General features: G+C 66.8%; 20 protein-coding genes and 1 tRNA gene. 15 read left to right on the forward strand and 6 right to left on the reverse strand.

Going from position 1 to position 25,641, the window contains the following annotated elements:
* Window positions 1-75 precede the first annotated feature (75 nt).
* From ACI3KT_RS11580 to rpoC, 7 genes are all read left to right on the forward strand, one after another.
* Window positions 76-1,374: a sugar ABC transporter substrate-binding protein gene (locus ACI3KT_RS11580; protein ID WP_404904363.1), complete on the forward strand. Its 1,299-nt coding sequence runs from the start codon at window positions 76-78 to the stop codon at window positions 1,372-1,374.
* 13 nt (window positions 1,375-1,387) lie between these two features.
* Complete coding sequence (locus ACI3KT_RS11585) at window positions 1,388-2,356, forward strand: carbohydrate ABC transporter permease (RefSeq protein WP_307294975.1); 969 nt, start codon at window positions 1,388-1,390, stop codon at window positions 2,354-2,356.
* Window positions 2,353-3,186 (forward strand): carbohydrate ABC transporter permease, encoded by an 834-nt coding sequence (locus tag ACI3KT_RS11590; protein ID WP_292906298.1) that lies wholly within the window; start codon window positions 2,353-2,355, stop codon window positions 3,184-3,186. Before ACI3KT_RS11585 ends, ACI3KT_RS11590 begins: the two co-directional genes overlap by 4 nt.
* A complete protein-coding gene (locus tag ACI3KT_RS11595) occupies window positions 3,183-4,652 on the forward strand; it encodes a glycoside hydrolase family 3 N-terminal domain-containing protein (protein WP_404904365.1) in 1,470 nt (489 codons plus the stop codon). Before ACI3KT_RS11590 ends, ACI3KT_RS11595 begins: the two co-directional genes overlap by 4 nt.
* Before the next feature lie 15 nt (window positions 4,653-4,667).
* Window positions 4,668-5,543, forward strand: a complete 876-nt coding sequence (locus ACI3KT_RS11600) for a MurR/RpiR family transcriptional regulator (RefSeq protein ID WP_404904367.1) — start codon at window positions 4,668-4,670, stop codon at window positions 5,541-5,543.
* A gap of 215 nt (window positions 5,544-5,758) precedes the next feature.
* Complete coding sequence (locus ACI3KT_RS11605) at window positions 5,759-9,259, forward strand: DNA-directed RNA polymerase subunit beta (RefSeq protein WP_307294980.1); 3,501 nt, start codon at window positions 5,759-5,761, stop codon at window positions 9,257-9,259.
* A 73-nt stretch (window positions 9,260-9,332) separates the two neighbouring features.
* Window positions 9,333-13,208, forward strand: a complete 3,876-nt coding sequence (gene rpoC / locus ACI3KT_RS11610; RefSeq protein ID WP_307294982.1) for a DNA-directed RNA polymerase subunit beta' — start codon at window positions 9,333-9,335, stop codon at window positions 13,206-13,208.
* 241 nt (window positions 13,209-13,449) lie between these two features.
* Here rpoC and ACI3KT_RS11615 read toward each other — a convergent pair whose 3' ends face one another.
* Window positions 13,450-14,052 (reverse strand): hypothetical protein, encoded by a 603-nt coding sequence (locus tag ACI3KT_RS11615; RefSeq protein ID WP_404904368.1) that lies wholly within the window; start codon window positions 14,050-14,052, stop codon window positions 13,450-13,452.
* An 87-nt stretch (window positions 14,053-14,139) separates the two neighbouring features.
* On the opposite strand from ACI3KT_RS11615, the gene ACI3KT_RS11620 reads away from it, so the two are divergent.
* Together ACI3KT_RS11620 and ACI3KT_RS11625 are read left to right on the forward strand one after the other, a co-directional pair.
* Entirely contained in the window at window positions 14,140-15,057 is a 918-nt protein-coding gene (locus tag ACI3KT_RS11620) for a PfkB family carbohydrate kinase (RefSeq protein ID WP_404904370.1), read from the forward strand.
* 86 nt (window positions 15,058-15,143) lie between these two features.
* Window positions 15,144-15,225 (forward strand) — tRNA-Tyr (locus tag ACI3KT_RS11625).
* Between the two features lie 141 nt (window positions 15,226-15,366).
* Here ACI3KT_RS11625 and ACI3KT_RS11630 read toward each other — a convergent pair.
* On the reverse strand, window positions 15,367-15,732 hold the full coding sequence (locus ACI3KT_RS11630; protein WP_404904371.1) for a hypothetical protein: 366 nt from the start codon (window positions 15,730-15,732) through the stop codon (window positions 15,367-15,369).
* A 78-nt stretch (window positions 15,733-15,810) separates the two neighbouring features.
* Here ACI3KT_RS11630 and ACI3KT_RS11635 point away from each other — a divergent pair, with 78 nt between their 5' ends.
* Window positions 15,811-17,229, forward strand: coding sequence for an FRG domain-containing protein (locus ACI3KT_RS11635; RefSeq protein WP_404904372.1), 1,419 nt, complete (start codon window positions 15,811-15,813; stop codon window positions 17,227-17,229).
* Between the two features lie 564 nt (window positions 17,230-17,793).
* Window positions 17,794-18,195: an SRPBCC family protein gene (locus ACI3KT_RS11640; RefSeq protein ID WP_404904374.1), complete on the forward strand. Its 402-nt coding sequence runs from the start codon at window positions 17,794-17,796 to the stop codon at window positions 18,193-18,195.
* A 74-nt stretch (window positions 18,196-18,269) separates the two neighbouring features.
* On the opposite strand, the gene ACI3KT_RS11645 is transcribed toward ACI3KT_RS11640, so the two are convergent.
* The 4 genes from ACI3KT_RS11645 to ACI3KT_RS11660 all read right to left on the reverse strand — a co-directional run bounded on the left by ACI3KT_RS11645 (window position 18,270) and on the right by ACI3KT_RS11660 (window position 22,570).
* Window positions 18,270-18,815, reverse strand: coding sequence for a hypothetical protein (locus tag ACI3KT_RS11645; protein ID WP_404904375.1), 546 nt, complete (start codon window positions 18,813-18,815; stop codon window positions 18,270-18,272).
* A gap of 42 nt (window positions 18,816-18,857) precedes the next feature.
* Entirely contained in the window at window positions 18,858-19,697 is an 840-nt protein-coding gene (locus ACI3KT_RS11650) for a DUF5677 domain-containing protein (RefSeq protein WP_404904376.1), read from the reverse strand.
* Window positions 19,698-20,275: 578 nt separating this feature from the next.
* Complete coding sequence (locus ACI3KT_RS11655) at window positions 20,276-21,145, reverse strand: hypothetical protein (protein WP_404904378.1); 870 nt, start codon at window positions 21,143-21,145, stop codon at window positions 20,276-20,278.
* 162 nt (window positions 21,146-21,307) lie between these two features.
* Window positions 21,308-22,570, reverse strand: a complete 1,263-nt coding sequence (locus tag ACI3KT_RS11660; protein WP_404904379.1) for a serine/threonine-protein kinase — start codon at window positions 22,568-22,570, stop codon at window positions 21,308-21,310.
* 189 nt (window positions 22,571-22,759) lie between these two features.
* Between ACI3KT_RS11660 and ACI3KT_RS11665 the strand changes: the two genes are divergently transcribed.
* The 4 genes from ACI3KT_RS11665 to ACI3KT_RS11680 all read left to right on the forward strand — a co-directional run.
* Entirely contained in the window at window positions 22,760-23,212 is a 453-nt protein-coding gene (locus ACI3KT_RS11665) for a hypothetical protein (RefSeq protein ID WP_292905682.1), read from the forward strand.
* A 45-nt stretch (window positions 23,213-23,257) separates the two neighbouring features.
* The gene (locus tag ACI3KT_RS11670) at window positions 23,258-23,749 is read left to right on the forward strand and encodes an FBP domain-containing protein (RefSeq protein ID WP_307295012.1); all 492 of its coding nucleotides are present in this window, start codon (window positions 23,258-23,260) and stop codon (window positions 23,747-23,749) included.
* 46 nt (window positions 23,750-23,795) lie between these two features.
* Window positions 23,796-24,593, forward strand: a complete 798-nt coding sequence (locus ACI3KT_RS11675; protein WP_404904381.1) for an enoyl-CoA hydratase/isomerase family protein — start codon at window positions 23,796-23,798, stop codon at window positions 24,591-24,593.
* 86 nt (window positions 24,594-24,679) lie between these two features.
* On the forward strand, window positions 24,680-25,641 hold a 962-nt coding region (locus ACI3KT_RS11680), incomplete at its 3' end, for a hypothetical protein (protein WP_404904383.1).

Raw genomic sequence — 25,641 nt, forward strand, 5'->3', positions numbered from 1 at the left:
TTAGTTAGTCGTGGATACTTATCGAAGTTGGTGAGCACCCGATGCCGCCAGGACGTTTCGAAGAGGAGATCCCTGATGCACAAGCGCATACTCTCGGCTGTCGCGCTGGGCGCCGTGGCCACGCTGAGCCTGGCCGCCTGCTCGACCGGTGGCAGCGACGCCGGCGACGGCGGATCCGTCGACGGCAAGGGCCAGGAGCTCACCGTCTGGATCATGAAGGGAACGAACCCGGACTCGACCGCGTTCTACGACGCCGTCTCGAAGGCCTTCGAGGACGAGACCGGTGCGACCGTCAAGATCGAAGAGGTCCAGTGGGCCGACGCGCATGATCGCTTCGTGACCTCGATCGCCGGAGCCACGACTCCAGACATCGCCGAGACCGGCACCACGTGGACTGCCGAGTTCGCCGATGCCGGTGCGCTGCTGCCCCTCGACGACTACGTCGACGAGGAGAAGGGCCTGCGCGACGACCTGGTCGAGGGGCTCGAAGTCGCCGGCACCTACGACGACGAGCTCTACGGAATGCCGTGGTACGCGGGCGTCCGTTCGCTCGTCTACCGCACCGACGTCTTCGAGGAACTCGGTCTGGAAGCTCCGAAGACCTGGGACGACATCGTCGCTGCCGGCGAGGCGATCAAGGCGGCGAAGCCCGACATGCTGCCCTTCCCCGTCGCAGGCGACGCTGAGTTCCAGGTCTACCCCTGGGTCTGGGGTGCAGGCGGCGAGGTCGCGACCCTCGACGGCAAGGAGTGGACCAGCGAGCTCGACAGCGAGGAGTCGCAGGAGGGCATCGAGTTCTACACGGGTCTCGCCACCGAGCACGGATTCTCGTCCGCCGGTGCGACCACCTGGAAGGAGACGGATCTTCGTGACGCCTTCACGCAGGGGAACGTCGCGATGATGCTCTCGGGCTCGTGGACGCCGAAGGCGCTGATCGAGGCCAACCCCGACCTCGAGGGCAAGATCGGCGCCGCCGTGATCCCCGGCAAGGACGGCGGCATCGCTCCCTCCGTACTCGGCGGATCCCACCTGTCGATCTTCAACACCACCAAGAACGCCGATCTCGCGTGGCAGTTCGTCAAGCTCATGACCACCGGTGAGTTCGCCGAGAAGTGGGCCGATGAGACCGGGTACTTCCCGGGCGTGCAGTCAGCGATGGAAGAGGCACTCTCCTCCACTGACCCCTTGGTCGCCCCGTTCGCCCAGCAGATGGTCGAGGGTGGTGCATCCGTGCCGGTGACGCCGAACTTCGGCGCGGTGCAGGCGAAGAAGACGACGAACTCGATGATCCAGGCGATCCTCAGCGGGCAGAAGGACGTCGCCACGGCGACGAAGGATGCTGCCGCCGAGATGACCGAGCTCCTCAACCAGTAGGAAGTCTCCCTCCATGACGATGGTGCACGCACCTCTACCGGCCACGGAGGCGGAGTCCTCCTCCGCTTCCGTGGCCGGCAGGCCGCGGGGGTTCTCCCTCGTGAAGGCCCGGCCCTGGCTCCTCCTCGCCCCCGGACTGTTCATCCTCGCGACGCTCATGCTGTGGCCGCTCGTGCAGGTGTTCCTGTACTCGCTGCAGGACTACGGGCTGCGCGAGATCAACACGGGAGAGCAGAACTGGATCGGTCTCGAGAACTACGCGAAGGCTCTGAGCGACCCCCAGCTGTGGACCGTCGTGCTGCCGAACACCGTCGGCTTCGCGGCCGTCGCGGTGTTCGTGACCGTCGCGGTGGGGACTCTCGTCGCCCTGCTGCTCGCCAAGCTCGGCCCCGTGTGGCGCACCATCGTCTCGAGCTGCATCATGGTCGCGTGGGCGATGCCCGCGGTGACCGGCACCTACGTGTGGACGTTCATCTTCGATGCAGATCGCGGCGTCTTCAATGCCGTGCTGCAGAACCTGGGCCTGATGGACGAGAGCTACAACTGGTTCACCAACCAGTGGTCGTTCTACGCGATCGTGCTGATCAACGTCGTGCACCACGGCTTCCCGTTCGTCGCGATCACCGTGCTCGCGGGCCTGCTGGGCGTCTCGAAGGAGATGCTCGAGGCCGCGGCACTCGACGGCGCGGGCGCATGGCGCCGTTTCTGGAAGATCATCTTCCCCACGCTCAGGCCGGTCTTCTCCGTCGTCATCATCCTGTCGACGATCTGGGACTTCAAGGTGTTCGCGCAGGTGTATCTCATGCCCGGCGGCAACGGCGGCAACCGCTCGGTGCTGAACCTCGGCGTGTGGTCGTACGTGGAGTCGTTCGGCCAGAACAAGTACGGCTTCGGCGCAGCGCTCGCGGTGCTGCTGACCCTCGTGCTCATCGCCATCACGATCGTCTACATCCGCTCGCTCATGAAGGAGGACGAGCTGTGAACCCGCGTCGCTCTGCCGCATCGAGGATCGGCACCGGCGTCGCGGTCGCCGCAGTCCTGATCTTCACGCTCTTCCCCGTGTACTGGATGGTCTCCAGCGCGCTCGACAAGAAGGCCTCCAGCGGAGGGCAGTCGCTGCTGCCGCAGGAGCTCACGTTCGACAACTTCGCGTTCGTCCTCACCGACGGCGGCTTCGGCACGTTCCTGCGCAACTCGGCGATCGTCGCCCTCGTCACGGTTCTGATCAGTGCGATCGTGTGCCTGCTCGCCGCCGTCGCGGTCGCGCGCTTCCGCTTCAGGTTCCGCACGACGATCCTGATGCTCATCCTCGTCGTGCAGATGGTCCCGCTCGAGGCGCTCGTCATCCCTCTGTTCCTGCAGGTGAAGAGCCTGGGGCTGCTCAACAGCATCCTGGGGCTGATGGTCGTCTACGTCGCGCTGTCGCTGGCGTTCGGCATCTGGATGCTGCGCGGCTTCGTGGCGGCCGTGCCCGTCGAGCTCGAGGAGGCCGCCTACATCGACGGCGCCAGCTGGTGGCGGATGTTCCGCTCGATCCTGCTGCCGCTCGTGATGCCCGGTCTCGTCGCGACGAGCATCTTCAGCTTCATCACCGCGTGGAACGAGTTCATCTTCGCCATGACCATCCTCGGCAGCGCCACCGACCAGTACACCGTGTCGATCGGACTGAAGTCGTTCTTCGGTCTGCACTCGAACGACTGGGGCAGCATCATGGCCGCGTCCACGATCATCACGATCCCGGTCATGATCTTCTTCGTGATCGTGCAGCGTCGGTTGTCGGCCGGCATGGTGGCAGGGGCGGTGAAGGGATGAGCGAGGAGCTCACCCGGCTCGCGAACGGCGTGCTCTGGCCGGGTTTCCTGGGAACGACCGCTCCGGACTGGCTGCTCGACGAACTGCGCGACGGTCTGGCCGGAGTCGTCTACTTCGGCCAGAACGTCGGCGACGACCTCGGCGCGCTCAGCGCGCAGATCCTCGAGGCGAACCCCGCTGCGCTGATCGGCATCGACGAGGAGGGCGGCAGCGTCACCCGGCTGGAGACGGCCGAGGGCTCGACCCTCCCCGGTGCGGCCCAGCTGGGGCGACTCGACGACCTCGCGGCGACCCGAGCCACCGGCGCCGAGCTCGCCCGGCGGGTGCGCGCGGTCGGCGCCAACGTCGTCCTCGGACCGGTCGCCGACGTGAACACCGATCCCCGCAACCCCGTGATCGGCGTCCGCTCCTTCGGCGACGACGAGCGGCTGGTGGCTCGCCACGTGGTCGCCGAGGTTCGCGGCATCCAGAGCGGCGGCGCAGCCGCCTGCGTCAAGCACTTTCCCGGCCACGGCGACACGCACCTCGACTCCCACCACGCACTGCCCGAGATCACGCTGCCCGTAGACCAGTTCGAGCGCGTGCACCTCGAACCTTTCCGTGCCGCGATCGCCGCAGGCGTCGACACCATCATGACGGCGCACATCGTCGTCCCCGCCTGGGGCGAACAGCCCGCCACGCTGAACCCGCGCGTGCTCGGCAGGCTCCGCGACATGGGCTTCGACGGGGCGATCATCACCGACGCACTCGACATGGCGGCGATCAGGGAGACCGTCGGCATCGGCGGGGGAGCGGCACTCGCGCTCGCCGCGGGCGCCGACCTGCTGTGCATCGGCAACCCCACCAATCCCGGCGACGCCGCGCACCCCGACCAGGACCGGCGGGACTTCCTCAGCGCGCGCGACGGCATCGTCTCAGCCCTCCGTGACGGCTCGCTCTCGCGTGATCGCGTGCAGGAGGCGGCCGCTCGGGTCGCGGCGCTCGCCGAGAAGCTCCAGAAGGCGGATGCGGAAGAACCGATCGCATTCGACGCTGCCGACATCGTGCGCCGGGCGATCCAGGGCGGGCCGACGCCGCCGGCCTCCGCCCTGTCGGTCGTCGACGCGCGCCGCCGATCGACTCTCGCCGTCGACAGTGCGGCGGCCTATGTCGCGTCGGCCCTCGCCGCCGGCGGCCAGTGCGTGCGTCTCGACGTCGCCCGCACGTCTGCGGCGGAACAGGATGCGGTGCTCGACGCCGCCGTGTCTGAAGACGGCATCACGGCGATCCTCATCGATCGACCCGATTCCGACGCGGGCCAGCGAGAGCTGGTCGAGCGCGCGGCGCGGCGCGATCCTGATGCGGTCGTCGTCAACGTCGGGCTCTCGGCACGGTCGGCCCTGCCTCTCCCGGTCGTCGAGGTCGGGGCGGCCAGTCGGATCGGCGCGCAGATGGCCAGGGAGCGGCTGCTCGGCCGCGTAGGCTGAGCGCCGGAGGCCCCCGTGGACGTCGACGTTCTCGCCCTGGTTCGCAGATCACTTCCCCGACTGAGCGCCGCAGAGGCGCGCGTCGCCGACACGATCCTCGCCGACCCGACGCTCGTCGTCGACCTCGCCATCAACGATCTCGCGAAGCTGTGCCGCACCTCGGTCTCCACCGTCGCGCGATTCGCGCAGACGCTGGGGTTCAGCGGCTATCGCGAGCTGAGGGTGGCCGCCGCACGCACGATCACGCTCGCACAGGCGCAACGGGCACGGTTCGGGCTCGACACGACGGCGATCGACTCGCATGACGGTCCCGAGGCAATCGCAGCGAAGCTCGCGGCGCAGGAGATCGACGCGATCGAGACGACCGCACGGGGGCTCGACGCCGAAGCCCTCGACCGGGTCGCGCGCGCTCTCGTCGCGGCCAGGCACATCGATCTGTTCGGCCAGGCGGCCTCGTCTCTGACGGCGCAGGACCTGCAGCAGAAGCTCGCGCGCATCGGATTCTCCGTGTCGCACTCGGCCGATCCGCATCTGGCGCTCACCACCGCGTCGCTGCGCACCTCGTCCGACGTCGTGATCGCGTTCTCGCACAGCGGGCAGACCGCCGAGGTGCTGAGGGCGGTCGAGGTGGCCCGCGATACGGGTGCGCTCGCAGTCGGGGTGACGAGCGCCGCCGAGTCGGAACTGGCGCTGGCGGCCGACGTGGTGCTGCTCACGCACGCGCACGAATCGCCGTTCCGCATGGCGGCGATGACCAGCCGCATCGCGCAGCTAGTGCTCGTCGACATCCTGTTCGTGCGGGTCGTCCAGCACAGCGGCGCACCCGTGACGATCCCGCTGCAGCTCACGCACGATGCGGCGGCGCAGCGACGACGGACACCGCAGGAGTGAGCGGCGTCCGTCCATCGCCCGAGTGCTTTTACCGCAGCATCCGGAATTGGTCAAGGATTTGACTTGCCATGTAGCAGATTCGTGTCTATAGTTGGTAGTTGCGCTCCTTTCTCCGTGCCCTCATATGGTGGTCGGCATACGTTGAGCTCTGAGCGCTACTCCACCTGACGACAAAGGAATCGAGAAGCCCTGCGGGGCTCACGGAGGTTATTCCCTTGGCTGCTGCTCCCAACGCATCCACATCCACCACCACCAAGAACGGACGCGGAGCATCCCGTCTTTCGTTCGCCAAGATCTCCGACACGCTGACGGTCCCTGACCTGCTGGCTCTGCAGACCGAGTCCTTCGGCTGGCTCGTCGGAAACGACGCCTGGAAGGCTCGTGTCGCAGAGGCCAAGGAACAGGGCCGCACCGACGTCAACGAGATCTCCGGTCTCGGCGAGATCTTCGAGGAGATCTCTCCGATCGAGGACCTCGGCGAGACGATGCAGCTCTCGTTCACGAACCCCTACCTCGAGCCGGAGAAGTACTCCATCGAGGAGTGCAAGGAGCGGGGCAAGACCTACGCGGCTCCGCTGTACGTCGAGGCCGAGTTCATGAACCACCTCACGGGTGAGATCAAGACCCAGACGGTCTTCATGGGCGACTTCCCGCTGCAGACCGACAAGGGCACGTTCATCATCAACGGCTCCGAGCGCGTCGTCGTCTCGCAGCTCGTGCGCTCGCCGGGTGTCTACTTCGACAAGACTCCCGACAAGACCTCCGACAAGGACATCGTCTCCGCCCGCGTCATCCCGAGCCGTGGTGCATGGCTCGAGTTCGAGATCGACAAGCGCGACCAGGTCGGCGTGCGCATCGACCGCAAGCGCAAGCAGTCCGTCACCGTCTTCCTCAAGGCCCTGGGCCTGACCAGCGAAGAGATCCTCACCGAGTTCGCCGGCTTCCCCTCCATCGAGGAGACCCTCGCGAAGGACACCATCGTCACGAAGGAAGATGCGCTCCGCGACATCTACCGCAAGCTCCGTCCGGGCGAGCAGGTCGCCGCCGAGGCCGCCCGTGCGCTGCTGGACAACTTCTACTTCAACCCGAAGCGCTACGACCTCGCCAAGGTCGGCCGCTACAAGATCAACCACAAGCTCGGACTCGACGCGCCTCTCACCGACTCGGTGCTGACCGTCGCCGATATCGTGGCCACGATCAAGTACCTGGTGCGCATCCACGCAGGCGTCGAGACGTTCGACGGCATCCGCGGCGGCAAGCAGGCCGAGATCCGCATCGCCACCGACGACATCGACAACTTCGGCAACCGTCGCATCCGCGCGGTCGGCGAGCTGATCCAGAACCAGGTCCGCACGGGCCTGTCGCGCATGGAGCGCGTCGTCCGCGAGCGCATGACCACGCAGGACATCGAGGCGATCACGCCGCAGACCCTGATCAACGTGCGCCCCGTCGTCGCCGCGATCAAGGAGTTCTTCGGAACCTCGCAGCTGTCGCAGTTCATGGACCAGAACAACCCGCTCGCGGGTCTGACCAACAAGCGCCGCCTCTCGGCTCTCGGCCCCGGTGGTCTGAGCCGTGACCGCGCAGGCGTCGAGGTCCGTGACGTCCACCCCTCGCACTACGGCCGCATGTGCCCGATCGAGACTCCTGAAGGCCCGAACATCGGTCTGATCGGTGCTCTCGCGACCTTCGCGCGGATCAACTCGTTCGGTTTCATCGAGACCCCGTACCGCAAGGTCGAGAACGGCGTCGTCACCGAGCACATCGACTACCTGACGGCATCCGAAGAGGTCGACTTCAACATCGCGCAGGCCAACGCCCCGCTCGACAAGAACGGCCGCTTCCGCGAGAGCCACGTGCTCGCACGCCCGAAGGGCGGAAGCGGTGAGGTCGACCTGTTCCTCCCTGAGGAGATCGGCTACATCGACGTCTCGCCGCGCCAGATGGTGTCGGTCGCGACCTCGCTCGTGCCGTTCCTCGAGCACGACGACGCGCAGCGCGCGCTCATGGGCGCCAACATGCAGCGTCAGGCCGTGCCGCTGCTGCGCAGCGACTCGCCGCTGGTCGGAACCGGTATGGAGGGCTACACCGCCATCGACGCAGGTGACGTGCTCACCGCCGAGAAGGCCGGTGTCGTCACCGAGGTCTCTGCCGACCGCGTCATCGTCATGCTCGACGAGGGCGGCACGCAGGAGTACCACCTGCGCAAGTTCGACCGCTCGAACCAGGGCACGTCCTACAACCAGAAGGTCGTCGTCTCGGCCGGTGAGCGCGTCGAGGTCGGAGAGGTCATCGCTGATGGCCCCGCCACCGAGAACGGCGAGTTGGCCCTCGGAAAGAACCTCCTCGTCGCGTTCATGACGTGGGAGGGCTACAACTTCGAGGACGCGATCATCCTGAGCCAGGACCTGGTGAAGGACGACACCCTCTCCTCGATCCACATCGAGGAGTACGAGGTCGACGCCCGCGACACGAAGCTGGGCAAGGAGGAGATCACCCGTGACCTCCCCAACGTCAGCCCCGAGCTGCTGAAGGATCTCGACGAGCGCGGCATCATCCGCATCGGCGCCGAGGTCCGACCCGGCGACATCCTCGTCGGCAAGGTCACGCCGAAGGGCGAGACCGAGCTGTCGGCCGAGGAGCGCCTGCTCCGCGCGATCTTCAACGAGAAGAGCCGCGAGGTCCGTGACACCTCTCTGAAGGTGCCCCACGGCGAGCAGGGCACGATCATCGCGGTCAAGGAGTTCAACGCCGAGGACGGCGATGACGAGCTCGGCTCCGGCGTCAACCGCCGCGTCGTGGTCTACATCGCCCAGAAGCGCAAGATCACCGAGGGCGACAAGCTCGCCGGCCGTCACGGCAACAAGGGCGTCATCGCGAAGATCCTTCCGATCGAGGACATGCCGTTCCTCGCGGACGGAACCCCGGTCGACATCGTCCTGAACCCGCTCGGAATCCCCGGTCGAATGAACTTCGGCCAGGTCCTCGAGACGCACCTCGGCTGGATCGCCAAGCAGGGCTGGAAGGTCGAGGGCACTCCGGAGTGGGCTGCGAAGCTCCCGAAGGACGCGTTCGAGGCCGCCCCCGGCACCAAGGTCGCCACTCCGGTGTTCGACGGTGCGAGCGAGGAGGAGATCGCAGGTCTTCTCGACGCGACCACCCCGACCCGTGACGGCGTGCGCCTGATCGACTCGAGCGGCAAGACGCAGCTGTTCGACGGTCGCTCCGGCGAGCCGTTCCCGGCGCCGATCTCGGTGGGCTACATGTACATCCTGAAGCTCCACCACCTGGTCGACGACAAGATCCACGCGCGTTCGACGGGTCCGTACTCGATGATCACCCAGCAGCCGCTCGGTGGTAAGGCGCAGTTCGGTGGACAGCGCTTCGGTGAGATGGAGGTGTGGGCTCTCGAGGCCTACGGCGCCGCGTACGCGCTCCAGGAGCTCCTCACGATCAAGTCCGACGACATCCTCGGCCGCGTCAAGGTGTACGAGGCGATCGTCAAGGGCGAGAACATCCAGGAGCCCGGCATCCCCGAGTCCTTCAAGGTGCTCATGAAGGAGATGCAGTCCCTCTGCCTGAACGTCGAGGTCCTCTCGGCCGATGGCACGGCTGTCAACCTGCGTGACACCGACGACGAGGCCTTCCGCGCAGCGGAGGAGCTCGGAATCAACATCTCCAGCCGCTTCGAGGCCGCCTCGATCGACGAGATCTAAGGTCTGGGCCGCCGCCTGAGGCGGCGGCCCACCACCCAGACTTCTCACAAAGAATTCCGACACAGGAGAACTAGTGCTCGACGCAACAACCTTCGATGAGCTTCGCATCGGCCTGGCGACCGCAGACCACATCCGCGCGTGGTCCTACGGCGAGGTCAAGAAGCCCGAAACCATCAACTACCGCACCCTGAAGCCCGAGAAGGATGGGCTCTTCGGTGAGCAGATCTTCGGCCCCTCCCGCGACTGGGAGTGCGCCTGCGGCAAGTACAAGCGGGTCCGCTTCAAGGGCATCGTCTGCGAGCGCTGCGGCGTGGAGGTCACCAAGAGCTCCGTCCGTCGTGAGCGCATGGGCCACATCGAGCTCGCCGCTCCCGTCACCCACATCTGGTACTTCAAGGGTGTTCCCTCGCGCCTCGGCTACCTGCTCGACATGGCGCCGAAGGACCTCGAGAAGGTCATCTACTTCGCCGCCTACATGGTCATCTCGGTCGACGAGGATGCTCGTCACCGCGACCTGGGCACGCAGGAGAACAACATCCGCCTCGAGCTGAAGACGCTCGGCGACCGCCGCGATTCCAAGATCGCGGAGCGCCTGGCCAAGCTGGAGGAGGAGCTCGCGGCTCTCGAGGCCGAGGGTGCCAAGGCCGACCAGAAGAAGAAGGTCAAGGACGCCGCCGAGAAGGAGATGTCGCTCATCCGCAAGGGTGCCGACGAGGCGATCGCCAAGCTCGAGCGCGTGTGGGAGGACTTCCGCACGCTCGAGGTCGGCGCACTCCGCCCCGAGGATGACGTCTTCCACGAGCTGCAGGACCGCTTCGGTCAGTACTTCGAGGCCCACATGGGCGCCGAGGCCATCCAGCGTCGCCTGGCGGCCTTCGACCTCGCGGCCGAGGCTGACAACCTGCACCTGCAGATCTCCGAGGGCAAGGGCCAGCGCAAGATCCGCGCGATCAAGCGCCTGAAGGTCGTCAACTCGTTCCTGGAGACCGGCATGAGCCCGGCCGCCATGGTCCTCGACGTCGTCCCGGTGATCCCGCCGGAGCTGCGCCCGATGGTGCAGCTCGACGGTGGCCGCTTCGCGACCTCCGACCTCAACGACCTCTACCGTCGTGTGATCAACCGCAACAACCGTCTTCGTCGTCTGATCGACCTCGGCGCCCCCGAGATCATCGTCAACAACGAGAAGCGCATGCTGCAGGAGGCCGTCGACGCACTGTTCGACAACGGTCGCCGTGGTCGCCCCGTCACCGGTACCGGCAACCGCGCCCTGAAGTCCCTCAGCGACATGCTGAAGGGCAAGCAGGGTCGTTTCCGCCAGAACCTGCTCGGCAAGCGCGTCGACTACTCCGGCCGTTCGGTCATCATCGTCGGCCCGCAGCTGAAGCTGCACCAGTGCGGTCTGCCCAAGCAGATGGCTCTGGAGCTCTTCAAACCGTTCGTCATCAAGCGCCTGATCGACCTGGGTCACTCGCAGAACATCAAGGCGGCCAAGCGCGCCGTCGAGCGCACCCGTCCCGAGGTCTGGGACGTGCTCGAGGAGATCATCCGCGAGCGTCCGGTGCTGCTGAACCGTGCACCCACGCTGCACCGTCTCGGCATCCAGGCCTTCGAGCCTCAGCTCGTCGAGGGCAAGGCCATCCAGCTGCACCCGCTCGTCTGCGCGGCGTTCAACGCCGACTTCGACGGTGACCAGATGGCTGTGCACCTGCCGCTGTCGGTCGAGGCTCAGGCCGAGGCCCGCGTGCTGATGCTCGCGTCGAACAACATCCTCAAGCCGTCCGACGGCCGTCCGGTGACCCTGCCCTCGCAGGACATGATCATCGGTCTGCACCACCTGACCACGGTCAAGGCGGGAGCGGCCGGTGAAGGTCGCGCGTTCGGTTCGGTGGGCGAGGCGATCCTGGCCAAGGACGAGGGCACCCTCGACCTGCAGGCCAAGGTCCGCATCCGCATCCCGGGTCTGACGTTCCTCGAGGGCGACGCTCCCGAGGGCTACGAGCGTCACGGACTCGTCGACGCCTCGCTGGGCCAGGCGATCTTCAACGACACGCTGCCGAAGGGCTACCCGTTCGTCCGCGAGCAGGCAGACAAGAACAAGCTGTCGCAGATCGTCAACAAGCTGGCCGAGGAGTACCCGAAGACCGAGACGGCCGCATCGCTCGACCGCATCAAGGACGCGGGCTTCTACTGGGCCACTCGTTCCGGTGTGACCGTCGCGCTCAGCGACATCCTCACCCCGCCGAACAAGGCCGAGATCGTCGCCGGCTACGAGAAGCAGGCCGCGAAAGTCCAGTCCCAGTACGAGAAGGGCCTCACGACCGACGTCGAGCGTCGCCAGGAGCTCATCAAGATCTGGACCGAGGCGACCGACGAGGTCCAGGCCGCGATGAAGGCGAACTTCCCGGAGGACAACACCATCAACCGCATGGTGTCCTCGGGCGCCCGTGGTAACTGGCTGCAGATCCGCAACATCGCGGGTATGCGAGGCCTGGTGAACAACCCCAAGGGTGAGATCATCCCGCGTCCGATCATCTCCTCGTACCGCGAGGGGCTGTCGGTGGCGGAGTACTTCATCGCGACGCACGGTACCCGTAAGGGTCTGGCCGACACCGCTCTGCGTACCGCCGACTCGGGTTACCTGACCCGTCGTCTGGTCGACGTCTCGCAGGACGTCATCATCCGCGAAGAGGACTGCGGCACGTCGAAGGGCCTCGAGCTCCCGATCGCCGCCGCCGACTCGCAGGGTCAGCTGGTGCGCGACGCGAACGTCGAGAACTCGGTGTTCGCCCGTACCCTGGCGTCCGACGTCGTCGACAGCAAGGGCGAGGTCCTCGCCTCCGCGGGTGACGATGTGGGCGACGTGCTCATCGACAAGCTGGTCGAGGCGGGTGTCGAGACCATCAAGGTGCGCTCGGTCCTGACCTGCGACTCGGCTGTCGGAGTCTGCGCACAGTGCTACGGCCGTTCGCTCGCGACCGGCAAGACCGTCGACATCGGCGAGGCCGTGGGCATCATCGCCGCTCAGTCGATCGGTGAGCCCGGTACCCAGCTGACGATGCGTACGTTCCACACCGGTGGTTCGGCATCGGCGGATGACATCACCCAGGGTCTGCCCCGCGTCCAGGAGCTCTTCGAGGCTCGTACCCCCAAGGGTGCGTCGCCGATCGCAGAGGCCGACGGCCGGATCACGATCGACGAGACCGACAAGGCCAAGAAGGTCATCCTCACACCCGACAACGGCGACGAGCCGGTGGTCTACCCGGTCCTGCGCCGTGCAACCCTCCTCGTCGAGGACGGCCAGCACGTCACGGTCGGTCAGCCGATCCTGGTGGGCACGCTCGACCCCAAGGAGGTCATGCGTGTCATGGGCGCCCGCGAGGTGCAGCGTTACCTCGTCAACGGCGTTCAGGGCGTCTACCGCTCGCAGGGTGTGCCGATCCACGACAAGCACATCGAGGTCATCGTCCGTCAGATGCTCCGCAAGGTCACCGTCGTCGATCACGCCGACACGACCCTGCTGCCGGGTGAGATGGTCGACCTCAAGCGCTACCAGGCGATCAACCGCGAGGCCGTGGCCGAGGGCAAGCGCCCCGCGTCGGGTCGTCCGGAGCTGATGGGTATCACGAAGGCGTCGCTCGCGACGGAGTCGTGGCTGTCGGCTGCATCGTTCCAGGAGACGACCCGCGTGCTCACGCAGGCCGCCATGGAGGGCAAGCGCGACCCGCTGGTCGGTCTCAAGGAGAACGTCATCATCGGTAAGCTCATCCCCGCTGGAACGGGACTCTCGAAGTACCGCGACGTCACCGTCGAGGCTACGGAAGAGGCGAAGAGCGAGCGCTACCCGAACCGGATCTTCGCATCCGACGGGGCGTACGCCGAGGGCGACTTCGGTTACGTCGACTTCGACGCGTTCTCGACCGACGACATCACGCCGGGCACCTACAACTGATTGAGGTGAGAGCCGGCGAGCTTGCTCGTCCGGCCGAGCCGATTGAGGTTGTCGAGCGACGAAGTCGCGAAGCAACTGACGTGCTGACTGAATGAAGAAGGGCCCCGGGATCTCCCGGGGCCCTTCTTCATCAGCGGATGCCGACGCTCGTCGACTTCACGTGCAGTCGACGAACGCACGACCTCCTCACGGAGCGACACCGTGCGCTGGGCAGTACGCGGTGCATTCGGGAGGGGTGCTCCTAGTCGAACAGGTGCGCGATGATGGCCGAGGTGTATCCGCTGGGCGCGAGGTTCGAGTAGCGCGTGTCGATGAGCACGTCATCGCGCCAGAACAGCGTGCGGCCGTCGGTGACGGGGTACTGCTCGTTCTGCCAGGTCTTCTCGCAGCGCGTGCCGCCGTCGGGGGTGAAGCACGCGAAACCCTCGTTGGTCACGAGCGCGTTGAGCATGTCGAGCGCCGGGCCGCGGTTCATCTTCGAGATGGTGGTGACCAGCCGCGTGGTGTCGGCACGAGGGTCGGCCCAGATGCAGGTGAGAGTGCCGTCGGAGCCCACGCCGGACGGGCCGAAGGCGGCGTCGTTGAGCGGGGTGTCGCCGAGCTGCGAGAGCACGTCCTCTGACAGGATCGCCCGGCAGTCGGTAGGCAGCGCGATGCCCTTGGTCGTGGCGGTGGGAGACGGAGACGCCGTGGGCGAGTCGGATGCTCCCGGTGAGGCCGTCGTCTCATCTGACGATGGCGGCTTCGGCGTGCCGCCCGATCCGCCGGCATCCGAGGGGCCGCAGCCCGTCAGCACGGCGGTGAGCAGCAGAGCGGCGGCGCCGGCGGCGAGTCGAGCGTTCATGCGCACAACGTATCGTCCCGGCTTCTCCCGGCGATAGGGGCGCGATCGCGTGTCGTCGATCCGGAGTCCTGAGGTACTGTCGGCAGAATGAGCACCGAATCTGCAGCGATGGGGAGCGCGGTCGTCATCGGCGACGCGTTGATCGACGAGATCAGAGACGCCGGTGGCGTCAGGGAGCTCGTCGGGGGAGCGGCCCTGAACGTGGCTGTCGGCCTCCGCCGCCTCGGCGTGCCGACGACGCTGATCGCGATGGTCGGCGACGACGAGGCGGGCGCGCATATTCGGGGATACCTCGTCGACCACGACGTCCGGCTGATCGCGAGTGCCGCCCCGCACGGCTCTTCGCGTGCGATCGTGACGTGGTCGCAGAGCGGCGAACCGCAGTACGAGTTCAACGAGGCGGCGCGGGCGCGCAGCGTCCGCTATTCCGATGAAGCCCGGCAGGCGATCGCCGATGCCGGCCTCGTCGCCGTGAGCTGCTTCCCCTTCGACGTCCCGGCCGAGGTCGATGCGCTGGCCGACGCCGTCGCCGATGCGCGCGTGGCGGTGGACCCGAATCCGCGGTCGGGCATGCTGCGGGATCGGGAGGAGTTCGTGCGGGGCTTCGAGAGCGTGGCAGCGGATGCCGTGATCGTGAAGGTCGGAGCGGATGACGCCGACCTGCTGTACGACGGGGACCTCGACGCCCTGCGCGCGCGGCTGCGCGGATCGGGAGCGGATGCCGTGCTCGCGACCGCAGGCGCAGACGGCGCGGTGCTGGAGTCGGATGCCGGTGTCGTGCGGGCGCCGATCTCGGCGCTGCCCGGGCGGATCGTCGACACGGTCGGGGCGGGCGACGCGACTCTCGCCGCTGTCGCCGCCGGGCTCGTGGCGGGGGAGACCGACATGCAGGCTCTGCTGCAGCGAGCGATGGACGTGGCGGCCGCGACGTGCCGCGCTGAGGGCGGCCTGCTGCGCACGCCGGAGTCGTTGGCCGACGCCGAGCGCGGGGTGTACGGCAGCTGACGGCTCGATTTCTCGCGACCGCCGCCGACAGGTATGATTGATACTCGTGCCCCTGGTTGGCTGTCCAAGTCGGGCGGGTGCACAATGGCGAGTTACCCAAGCGGCCAAAGGGATCTGACTGTAAATCAGCCGTCTTCGACTTCGGGGGTTCGAATCCCTCACTCGCCACCGTAGGATGTTCGCGCATCTAAACCAGTTAGAAGAGGAAGCCGCCAGTTCACGCTGGCGGCTTCCTTCATTTCCTCGAACGCCCTCGTCTGTCAATCCTCGTGCCGCATCAGGGTCGCCTTGGTCGCGAGCACTGCACCGCTAACCGGGGCGGCTGACCAGTGCGAGGTGCCACTCGTCCACCGACCCGCCAGACCAGGAGGATGCAACGACACTTCCGCCGGCGCGTGTCACAGCTTCGACGGTGTCCGCGCTCAGCTGCCCGCCGCCGACGAGCGCCGTCTTGGCGGTGTCGCTGACGTCATCCCACCACGCCGGCTGCATGCCCACGCTCACGACCTCACCGCGCTTGAGGACCACCGCCACGAGCTCTTCACGGACACCGTCGATGATGAGGACAGGGGCCGACTTCACGCTCAGCGCCGCGAGGACGGCCTCCCCTCGAGACGAGTGCGCGCCTTCGCGACGATGGGTGTTCTTGTCGCAGTACTCGAGGTGGAAGGTCATGCGGTGCAGCGTAGCCCTCGCGCCGTGCGGTTCGGAGTCTCGAGGCGGTTGCGACGCTGACCTCGATAAGTTGATGGCATGGACGACGAACCCACGCCTGCGGACGACGACGAGCCGACGGCCGACACCGACGCCGACTCCGGCGACGGGACTGACGCCCCTGAGACTGCTGCCGATGATGCACCGCCTGAGCCCACCGGCCTGACTGAGGCGCTCGACATTCACCGGCAGGCAGGCGAGCGTTTTGACCTCGACACGGCTGCTGCGCGCGAGATCGCCCAGACGGTAGCTCGGCTCGGGGCCAACGAAGCTCCAATCAAGGGTGCGGACCTCTCTCGCTTGGTCTCCAGCATCGCGAATGACGCGATGAAAGACATCGCTATTCATGCGAACATCACGAACCTCATCGCCTCGGTGGTCAAGGCGAACAATATGCAGATGGATGAGTTGGCGCGCACGTTCGCAAACTCCGCGCTGTTCACGACCCGCGCCATCCAGGACTCCCTGTCCGTTGCATCGCTGTACTCCGCCCGGCAGCTGGTGAGCGCGGTTGGGTCTCAAAAGCCGTCGACCGCTCCGCGGGCCTCACGCATGCCGGAGCACTTCTTCGACACGCATGCCGTTGAGATCGACAGCTTGAAGTCACTGCTCAAGGCGCTGTCCACGCTGCAGATGAAGCACCACGAGCATCGACTGGTGTGGCGAGGTCAGCAGAACGCGTCCTGGGCGGTGCATTCATCCCTGTACCGGCGGCTCGAGGAGTCGGGTGCTGTGGATGAGGACCGCTTGGTCGGCGCCGAGGTCGAGGCGCTGAACGCAGCGTCACTGTGGGGGCGGGGCGTGCCGCGTCCGCTGGAGTTTTTCGCCGACCTGCAGCACAACGGCGCTCCGACCCGTCTCATCGACGTGTCGACCGATCCGGAGATCGCCTGCTGGTTCGCGGTGGAAGCGCACCCGAAGCAGGACGCGAAAGACGGCCTCGTATTGGCATGGGGGCGAGCACCGCGGGTCGGCCGCCGCGTCCCTGAGCCCGCCGCAGATGTCTCGGCGGATCTGGGGGATGTGCCGTTCTGGCACTCTTGGGCGGAGCACGACCTCCGCCGGCGTGCGGATTGGGGAACGGGAACGCGTACCTGGACCTGGTTCCCACCGGCTCTGAGCGACCGGATGCGCGCGCAGCGCGCAGGGTTCCTTCTCGAAGCCGGCCCGATCCTCACATCCGCCGTCATCGACGTCTTCAACGACGCGTTGCCGATGAACTGGAGGGGTTCTGAGATCGCTCGTGCGACGTCCATCGTCGGGTTGCCATCCCGTCATGACGTGTTGACGAAACCGAACGCTGCCCACCTCGTGCCCGTGTTCGCCCTGCGGATCCTGGCGAAGGCGAAGAAGCCGATTCGCGACTACCTGGAAGGGAAAGGCCTGCGCCATTCGAGCGTGTACCCGGACTTGGGTGGTCTCGTTCAGCACCTGCGGGGCCCGTACGGCCCGAAGTGATGGGCAGACGGGGGCCATTCATGGCCCCCGTCTGGCTGCCAACGTGACCCGAACACGTTGAAGCCTGTGCGGGCGCACCCTCCGCCTCGCGCGCGGAACCAGCTTCGTTCCGCGCGCAGTGGGCGCCCGTTGCTTCGACGCTACGACAGCGCGCTCATGTACAGCTGTGTGACATACCAGTCGCCCGACGATGCCGCGGAACTCAGTGATCAGATTCGGCGGGTCGGTCAGCCATCGCCCCTAACCTTCGACGGCACCTGCTGACTTTGGTCCTGGCAGGCGTCGCCGTGTCCGATAGTGGGCCGCAGCGAACGGGTCACTGGGCGAAAACCTCGGGACCAACGGTTGTGTTCCCGCAGTTGTTCGACAAGGAGAACTGGTGGCCCTCGGCGTGATGGCTGGTGTCGAGCGCGCGCCAGGGTCGTGTGCTTGGTGCGACCCCAGTGAGCCGCCGCTTCGATTCTCAGCGTAGGAGACGTTGCACTCAGCTCTGAAATGTGCCCGACGCAGGATGCCGGATCCCGTTACCGTATCGAGCGCACACGACCCCGTCCCCGGAGCGCAATGACTTCCTGCGCCGTCCACGCAAGCCACGCTGTTCCCGCGCCCGCGGAGGACGTCTGGGCTGTCCTCACCGACCTCGAGAGCGCGAAGTCCACGCTTCCCGGTGTCGTCGACATCGAGCGCCTGGAAGGCACTGCGTACGACGTGGGCACCCGGTGGCGGGAACCCTGCATCATCTTCGGCAAGCTTGCCTCAGAGGTCATGGAGGTCACCGCCGTTGACCCTCTTCATGCGACGACGGTCCGCGCGGTGAACCGCGGCGTCATTTACGCCACGGAGTTCCGTCTTGTCACGGCTGACGAGTTGACTGTGGTGACGATGTTGTTGACGGGGAGATGCCGAACCCGACATTGTGTGCTCGTATCATCCATGCGCTCACCGCCCTGCTGGCGACAGGCATGACTCGCAACCCGATGGAGAAGGATCTTGTTGCCATCGGCGTGGCGGCACAGAGGCGGTCCCGCTGACTGCCGCGCTTAGCGGCGTCGACCGTCCAAGTCGGCGAGAAACGACGTCAGCAGCGCCTTCATATCGGGGCGGCGACCGAAGTGGGACGCCTGCAGACTGGGATCCAGCCGGAGCGGCGAGGGCATCCCGACCACGTCGACGATGACCGTGAACGCTCCTGGCCACGGGTTGCGTGAGCTTCGGGTGATGACGCCACCGCCGCGCTCATCCACCTGCACGTCCCGAACCCCGCGCCGGGAGATCGCGCGCACCTGCCCATCGTCGGCGGTGCCCCGTGTGGGGATGGTCCCCCGGATAATGCGACGGCTGCTGACGACCGTGACGTCCAGAACCCAGCTCTGCTCGTCCAGCTCCGAGAAGGCCGCCTCGACGTTGTCATCGAGCGTCAGCAGCAGCAGGTCGGACAGTAGTTTCGAGTACCAGCTCGGCCACCCTTGGCGCACGTCGGCGTCCCCGAGATACCGCTCCAGGTGATAGTTGCCCATCAACCAGTCGTGGATGTCTTCCGCTCGACGTTTCTCATCGTCGGCGATGTCCGCGAGTACAAGGTTCATGCACGCTCTCCAAGGTGTCAGGCCATCCACACTATTGCCGGGTTACTCACTCGTCGATGACTTCTTGCCCGCACGTGCGTGTCGCTGCCGATAGGTGTCGCTCAGGTGAAGTTCGTCCTGAATGTTCAGCGCTCGCGCCCGCCGCCGGAGAGAATTCCTGTGCGCTTGATCCTTCGTCAGATACGAGTACGCACGCGCGCTCCACACCAGCGCCGACGCCGTGAGGAACAGCAACATCTCCCGCGTGAGGGGTACGTCGGGGGTCTTCCGGTACAACGGCATCGTCGTCCCGGCCTGGGGCGGACCGAAGTACAGGTCGACGGTGCGGACGGTCGGGTGCGAGTAGCTGGAGAGGATGCGGTAGAGGATGTATGCGTCTTTGCCACCCGGGGCGAGATCTTCGCAGACCTGCCCAAACTGGCGTGCGCTGTCCAACGACCCCTCGTACGGCGTCATGTCGGTGTCGGCCACGTCCACCGCCCCGTCGCGGAACACCGCGCTGGCGGCTTTGAGAGCGTCGTTCCGCAGCGCCGTGCGGGAACGTGTGTACTCGTGCAGGAACGCCGTGATCCCATGATTCCCAACGCTCTGTACCAGCCACGCGGCCGTCAGGGCAGTCTCGTACGCGGCGCGGACCAGCGTCGCGACCGTGCTGTGGTGGCGAGCATCGAGGAGGACGATGATGGAGCGCGCTGTCTCATGGGTGTGACGGGCGAGTCCGAACACAGAGGTGAGCCGTGCCGCGTCCGCACCCGTGAACTTCTTTCCTTGGCGTACGGAGGGTTGATGAAGCGGTTGCGGTGCGCCCGCGTCGTCCCATTCCTCCAGTAGCTCGTCGACGTGGCGACGGAGCTCCTCCTCGCTCACCATCGTCGTGGGCACGGATCAGTTGCGGGGCGGGACAGCGAACACACCGCCCGAGGTTTCTACCGCCGGCATCCCGCTCGCCGTCACACACTCGGCGACACCGGAAGGGATCTCGACCGCCGAGTCTGGCATCAGGTGTTCGAGGCTCCCATCAGCGCCCACGACTGCTACCGCCTCCTCTGGTCGTGCGCGGAGGGCGCGGGACCATGCGCTGCGTGCCGGCCGGGTCCTTGCCATGCGTCAGGTGTGGACCGACCCCCGTGGGGATGTCCACCGCGGACTGCGGCATGATCTTGTCCAGCGAGCCGTCGCTGGAGGAGTCGTTCTTACTCACAGGTGCCGTCCCTCTAGTAGCCGGTCCCATCAACGATGGGGGTGATAACGAATGTAATGGCGGCCACCGACGTCCACGCGGTAATAAGGAACCCGGTCGACCAACTGACGAACGTCGATTCCGCTTCAGGTCCGCACAAGCAGAGTGAAGCTCCTTGTGCTTGTCGCCGACCAGCCGCCAGTGCACGTCCTTCAGCGACGCGTCCATCAGGCCCTGAATGTAGGTAGCGCAGCGTACTGAGAAGTCACCGGGCGATACTTCACTCAGCGGTAGACGTTCGCGAGGACGGTGACTCGAGGCGGCGCTCGTTCGTCCGCGATGCGTAGTAGTCCCGGGTGAACGGCATTACCCCGGTGCCTAGGGGCGCGTCGATGGCATCGATGGGAACAGCGAGATCTCGAAGCACCCACACACCAAGCCGAGTGGGGTCCGGCGCGAGGATCGAACCGCCCTGCAGGACCGGGTGTCGCTCGACGGCGCTGACATCCCCGGGATAGATGTAGATGACATCGGCGATGGTCACGTCGGTCACCTGCCCGGCGGCGCGCTTCTCGGCAAACTCCACCCACTCGGCGACAGTGTGAACGCGCCGCACGTTGTCATGGACGTACTTGTCGGCGCCGAGCAGATGGCTGATGCGGCGGGCACGCGGGTCAAGAGCGGCGTCGAGGAAGATCTCAGCACGTCGAGGGCCGTCGTTCATGATGGTGACCTCCGTCGTCACCTCCACTCGCACATCCGCGTCGCGAGGCAGAGCGAACTCGTACCCTGCCGCGATCTTCTCCGGCGACCTCCCGGACGAGTCGAACAGATCCTCCACGAGCGTGTCGGTCAGACGCGCTTCTTTCGGAGTCGTCCCCACCCGGACATACAGCCGGGGCATCTCCGCATCGATGGCAGCCTTCTGAGCTTCGACTTGCAGCAGTCGAGAAAGAGCGAACTCTTCCCGTGCTACGGTCAGCGTCGCCTCGGTAGTCTCCACACTCTTCCGCGTCAGCCAGATCTGCCAGGCGATGAACGCCGCCGAGATCGCCGTGGCTACCGCTGCCCCTAGCGTGCTCCAAGCACTCAAAGACTCGATGAGCGTCGGCTCCGCGGCAGCGGGGAGTGTGGAGTGCACTGTGACCATGAGCAGAACCATATCGGCCGGACGAGACGAAAGCAGACGCGTTCTCCTTGTTCAGCTACGGACTATCGTGAGCGGCATGACCGACAGCACCGCGGGGCCCTTCGCTTTTCCCTGATCACGTCGCGAACCCGGTGGAACGGGCAGCGGCGGTCGGCGGGACGCTCACCCGCCTTTGCCCGGGTTGCCCCCGGAGCCGTGCTCGGTCTTCTTCTCGGCCACCTCCGCCGCATGCTCGGCCTTCTTGTCCGCCATCTCTGCCGCGTGCTCGGCGTGCTTGTCGTCGTACGAGGCCGACGGGCCCGGACCACCGTCATCGACGATCACCGGTGTGGTCGACGAGTCCGAGTCGGAGGTCGTGACGGGTGCGAATCGGAGCGCCGTGACTCCGATGACCGCGCGGGCCGTCACGATGTCGGCCGCCGACGAGGTCCATGCCCCGATCGCGGCGAGCAGCCCCATGGCTGCGGCTCCGGCGATCACAGCGGTGATCACGCGACGTGGGCGGCGGCCCGTGTCGCCGCGCAGGAGGCGGGTCTGCGGCAGCTGTTCGGTGACTGCGGCGCTCGACGGGCCGGACGACTCCGATCGGTCGCCACCGCGAAAGCCTCTGATCTCGGCGGCGACCTCTTCGGCCGACGGCCGCTCCTCGGGATCGACCTGGGTCATCCAGAGGATGAGTTTGCTCCACCCCGGGCTCACCGCGTCGGGGATGTCTGGCGGCTCGGTCAGCCGCACCCGGGCGGATTCGAGACTGGTGCCGATCGGGTAGCCGTGACGGCCCGTGAGCGCTTCGAGCAGCACGAGGCCGAGCGCGTAGATGTCGGCGGCGGCCGTGAGTGGAAGATCGCGCAACTGCTCCGGCGCCATGTACGCGGCGGTACCGAGGACGACGCCTGTGCGCACCTTCGAGGTCTCTGGAGTGCAGGCGATTCCGAAGTCCGCGAGCTTCGCGGTCCAGCGGCCGGATGCTGTCGCCGGTGGTGCCAGGAGCACGTTCGACGGCTTCACGTCGCGGTGGATGATGCCGGCCGCATGGACGGCCTCGAGCGCGTTCGCGAGGTCTTCCCCGATCTGCGCGGCGTCTGCTGATGAAAGCGGGCCGTGTGTCATCCGCCTGGCCAGGCTCGGCCCGTCGACGAGTTCCATGACGAGGTACTGAGGCGTTCCCGGGTCGAGGTGGGCGTCGAACAGCGTCACGAGCGCGGGATGGTTCACCGCAGCGAGCAGTGCTTTCTCGGTGTGCACCCGGTCGGCGGCGAACGGGGCCTCGGGGTCATGGCGGATCAGCTTGATCGCGACCGTCCGTTCCAGGATCGCGTCCTCTGCCCGGTAGACGGTCGCCATGCCGCCACGGCCCAGGCGGTCGAGCAGCCGGTACCGGCCGTTGAGAAGCGCTTCGGTCGGCGGTGCGTCCTCCGCGTGCATATCGCTACCTCCGGAGCAGATGGGGTCCGCGCAGTGGGAAAGGCCACGATAGGCGGCAGGCGGCCGTTCGCCGTAGGGGCTTGCCCGCCGCGGGAGCGTGGGCTAAGCGCGGCGGGGACGTGCCTGTCGACCACCCCACAGGCTCATGATCCTCGAGTCGCGTAATGAAACGCCCCCTACCCCCGTCTCATGGGTATGAGCATCGTCGAGTCGCGCCTGTTCCACGAACCCGCCCCCGTCGCGCCCGGGCCCGGAACCCGCTTGCAGCGTCGCGCGCTGCTCGACCTCAGCATCGATGAAGAGATCGTCAGAGGGGATCTCCGCGGAGCCACCCTCGACGAGCCGCTGCGCACGGCCCTCGCAGTGGTCGTCCAGCAAGAGCTCAAGCAGGAGGAGTCCCTCGTGGAGGACGACATCTTCGATGCGCTCCGCTCGCACCGTCTCATCAGCAGACGGCGCTGCCGACGCCGGCTTGATGCGCTCTCGGGCATGAACCTCATCCGTCGGGAGGGCCGCATCGTCCACGCGACCGTCGCCGGCATCTCCGCCGTGCTGCGGCCGTCGTCGCTCGATGGAACCCGCCTGCCACGCGACCTGCTGCGGGTGCTGCGTCAGGCCGAGCTCGCGCGGCTCGGTCGCTGAGGCGGGCGCAGGCATAGGCGCGGAAGCTCTGCCTAGACTGGAGCGATGCGCGCGCTCACAGAGGCCGAGGTCCGATCCTCGTTCGTCAACGCGGATGCCGATGACCTGCGGATCATGCAGTTGCCGCACGATTTCGTACTCGTCGACTGGGACTATCTCGACTTCTTCGCCTGGCGGGATCCGAGCGCGGGCAAGCGGGGGTACGTGTTGATCCAGCACGACCGGGAGATCAAGGGCGTCGTGCTGCGGGTGTCCGACTCCGGACGCGCTCGCAACGGCATGTGCAACATCTGCCACCTGATGCAGCCGGGCAATCAGGTCGCGCTGTTCTCGGCCCGCCGCGCAGGGGCGGCAGGGGAGCGCGGTGACTCGGTCGGCACGTACATCTGCGCCGATCTCTCCTGTCATGACAACGTTCGCCTGGCGCATCCGCTGGCTCCGAACGAGGTGCGAGCCCCGGGGCAGGCCGACTATCGCCTCGACGGAACGCGCCGTCGGATGGAGGCCTTCGTCGCCAGGGTCTGGGAGCACGTCTGAGCGCGGTTACGCTGGAGCGATACGTCCTGTGCTCGAAGGAGAAGCCATGAGCGATGCCATCCTGTTCTCGGTCGATGAGGGAATGGCTCGGCTCACGCTGAACCGCCCGGGCCGGCTGAACGCCTTCAACGCCGATCTCGCGCACGCTTGGCGGGATGCGACCGCCGAGGCGACCGGTCGCAGTGACGTCAAGGCGATCCTGCTCGACGCCGCAGGGCCGGCGTTCTGCGCCGGCGGCGACGTCATCGAGATGTCGACGTCGATGGGCTCCGGCACCGACATCACTGCCCTCGCCGAGGTGATCAACTCCGGCATCCGCTCGCTCACCGAATCGTCGATCCCCGTCGTGGTCGCCGCCCACGGCACCACGGCCGGCGGCGGACTCGGCATCCTGCTGAGCAGCGACTACGCGGTGGTCGGCTCGCGTTCGAAGCTCGGCAGCCTGTACGCGAACATCGGCCTCACCCCCGACCTGTCGGTGTCGGCGCAGCTCGCTCAGGCCGTGGGCCAGCGGCGTGCACTGCAGCTCGTGCTGCAGGATCGCCTGCTCTCGGCGACGGAGGCCGTCGAATGGGGGCTGGTCGCCGAGGCGGTCGAAGGAGCGGATGCCGCGGCCGAAGCCGAGCTCGTCCGTGGACGTGCGGAGGAGATCGCGCGCTTCTGGCTTGCGGGCGCCGCCGACGCGTACGGGCAGGCCAAGCGCCTCGTGCGCTCACGCCCCGAGCGATCCTTCGTCGAGCAGCTCAGCGAAGAGGCGCGTTCGATCGGTGCGGCACTGGAGACCCCGGATGCTCAGGCCCGCGTCGCGGCCTTCGCCGCCGCATCCGCCAGGAAGACCGGCTGAGCTTTCCACACATGTCCGGATCACCCGTGATCCGGTCATCAGGCATGCGAGGATGAACCCACAGCTCACTCGTCGAGAGGACCGCCATGTCTCAACCCGAAACAGTGACACCTGAGCCGAAGAACACCTCGCTCCTCATCCGCGGCTCGATCTGGATCGCGATCGGCGCGCTGATCGCCGCTGCTCTCGTCTGCGTTGTGTGGGTGCTCATCGGAGATCAGGACGGGCTGATCGGACGCGCGTTCCTCACGATTCTTCTGCTGGCGGGCTTCGCCGGCATCGCGATCCTCGAGGCGGGTCTCGCGCCCAACCGCCCCGACTGGCTCGCGCTGGCGAGCATGGTGTCGTGGATCATCGCGCTCATCGTCGGCGCGTTCAAGATCTGGCTCCCCGAAGACGGTCAGTTCTTCAGCGGGGGCGAGAGGTTCTTCCAGCTGCTGCTCGTGATCGGCATCCTGCAGCTCGCTCTGCTGCACGTGCGGCTGTTCACGCCCGCCGCTCAGCGCTACGTCACGGTCTTCACGCGCATCATCTACATCGCCACGATCGTGTTCCTGGTCGGACTCGTCGGCATGCTGCTGTTCTTCCTGACGTTCACCCACAACTTCGAGTTCGGCGACTTGTTCGGCCGCATCCTCGTGGCCCTCACGATCCTCACGGCCGTCGGCACCACGCTCATCCCGTTGCTGAACACGCTGTTCGCCCCGAAGAAGCAGACGGCTCCCGTGCACCAGGCCGCCCCGGCGCCCGCCACCTGGCCGACGTACGCCGACGGCGCGACACCGCTGCCGGTGATGCCCGACGGCAGCCCGGACTGGAACGCCTACTACACGGGATTCCCCTCGGCGCCGCAGCTCGCAGCGCCCGTCGGCGGCACCTACTACCAGGGCCAGGGCACGTATCCGGGCCAGAGCGCTGCGCAACAGCCCGCCCCGCAGTATCAAGCGCAGCCGCTTCCCGCGCTTCCCGTGCCCGTCGCCCCGCAGGAGCCCGCTGCGCCTCGGTACGCGGCTCCGGCCGCGGCCGACCTCGCACCCGAGGTGGAGCC

Origin of the sequence: Microbacterium sp. ZW T6_19 (assembly GCF_044987465.1) — a bacterium.
Classification (GTDB): domain Bacteria; phylum Actinomycetota; class Actinomycetes; order Actinomycetales; family Microbacteriaceae; genus Microbacterium; species Microbacterium natoriense_A.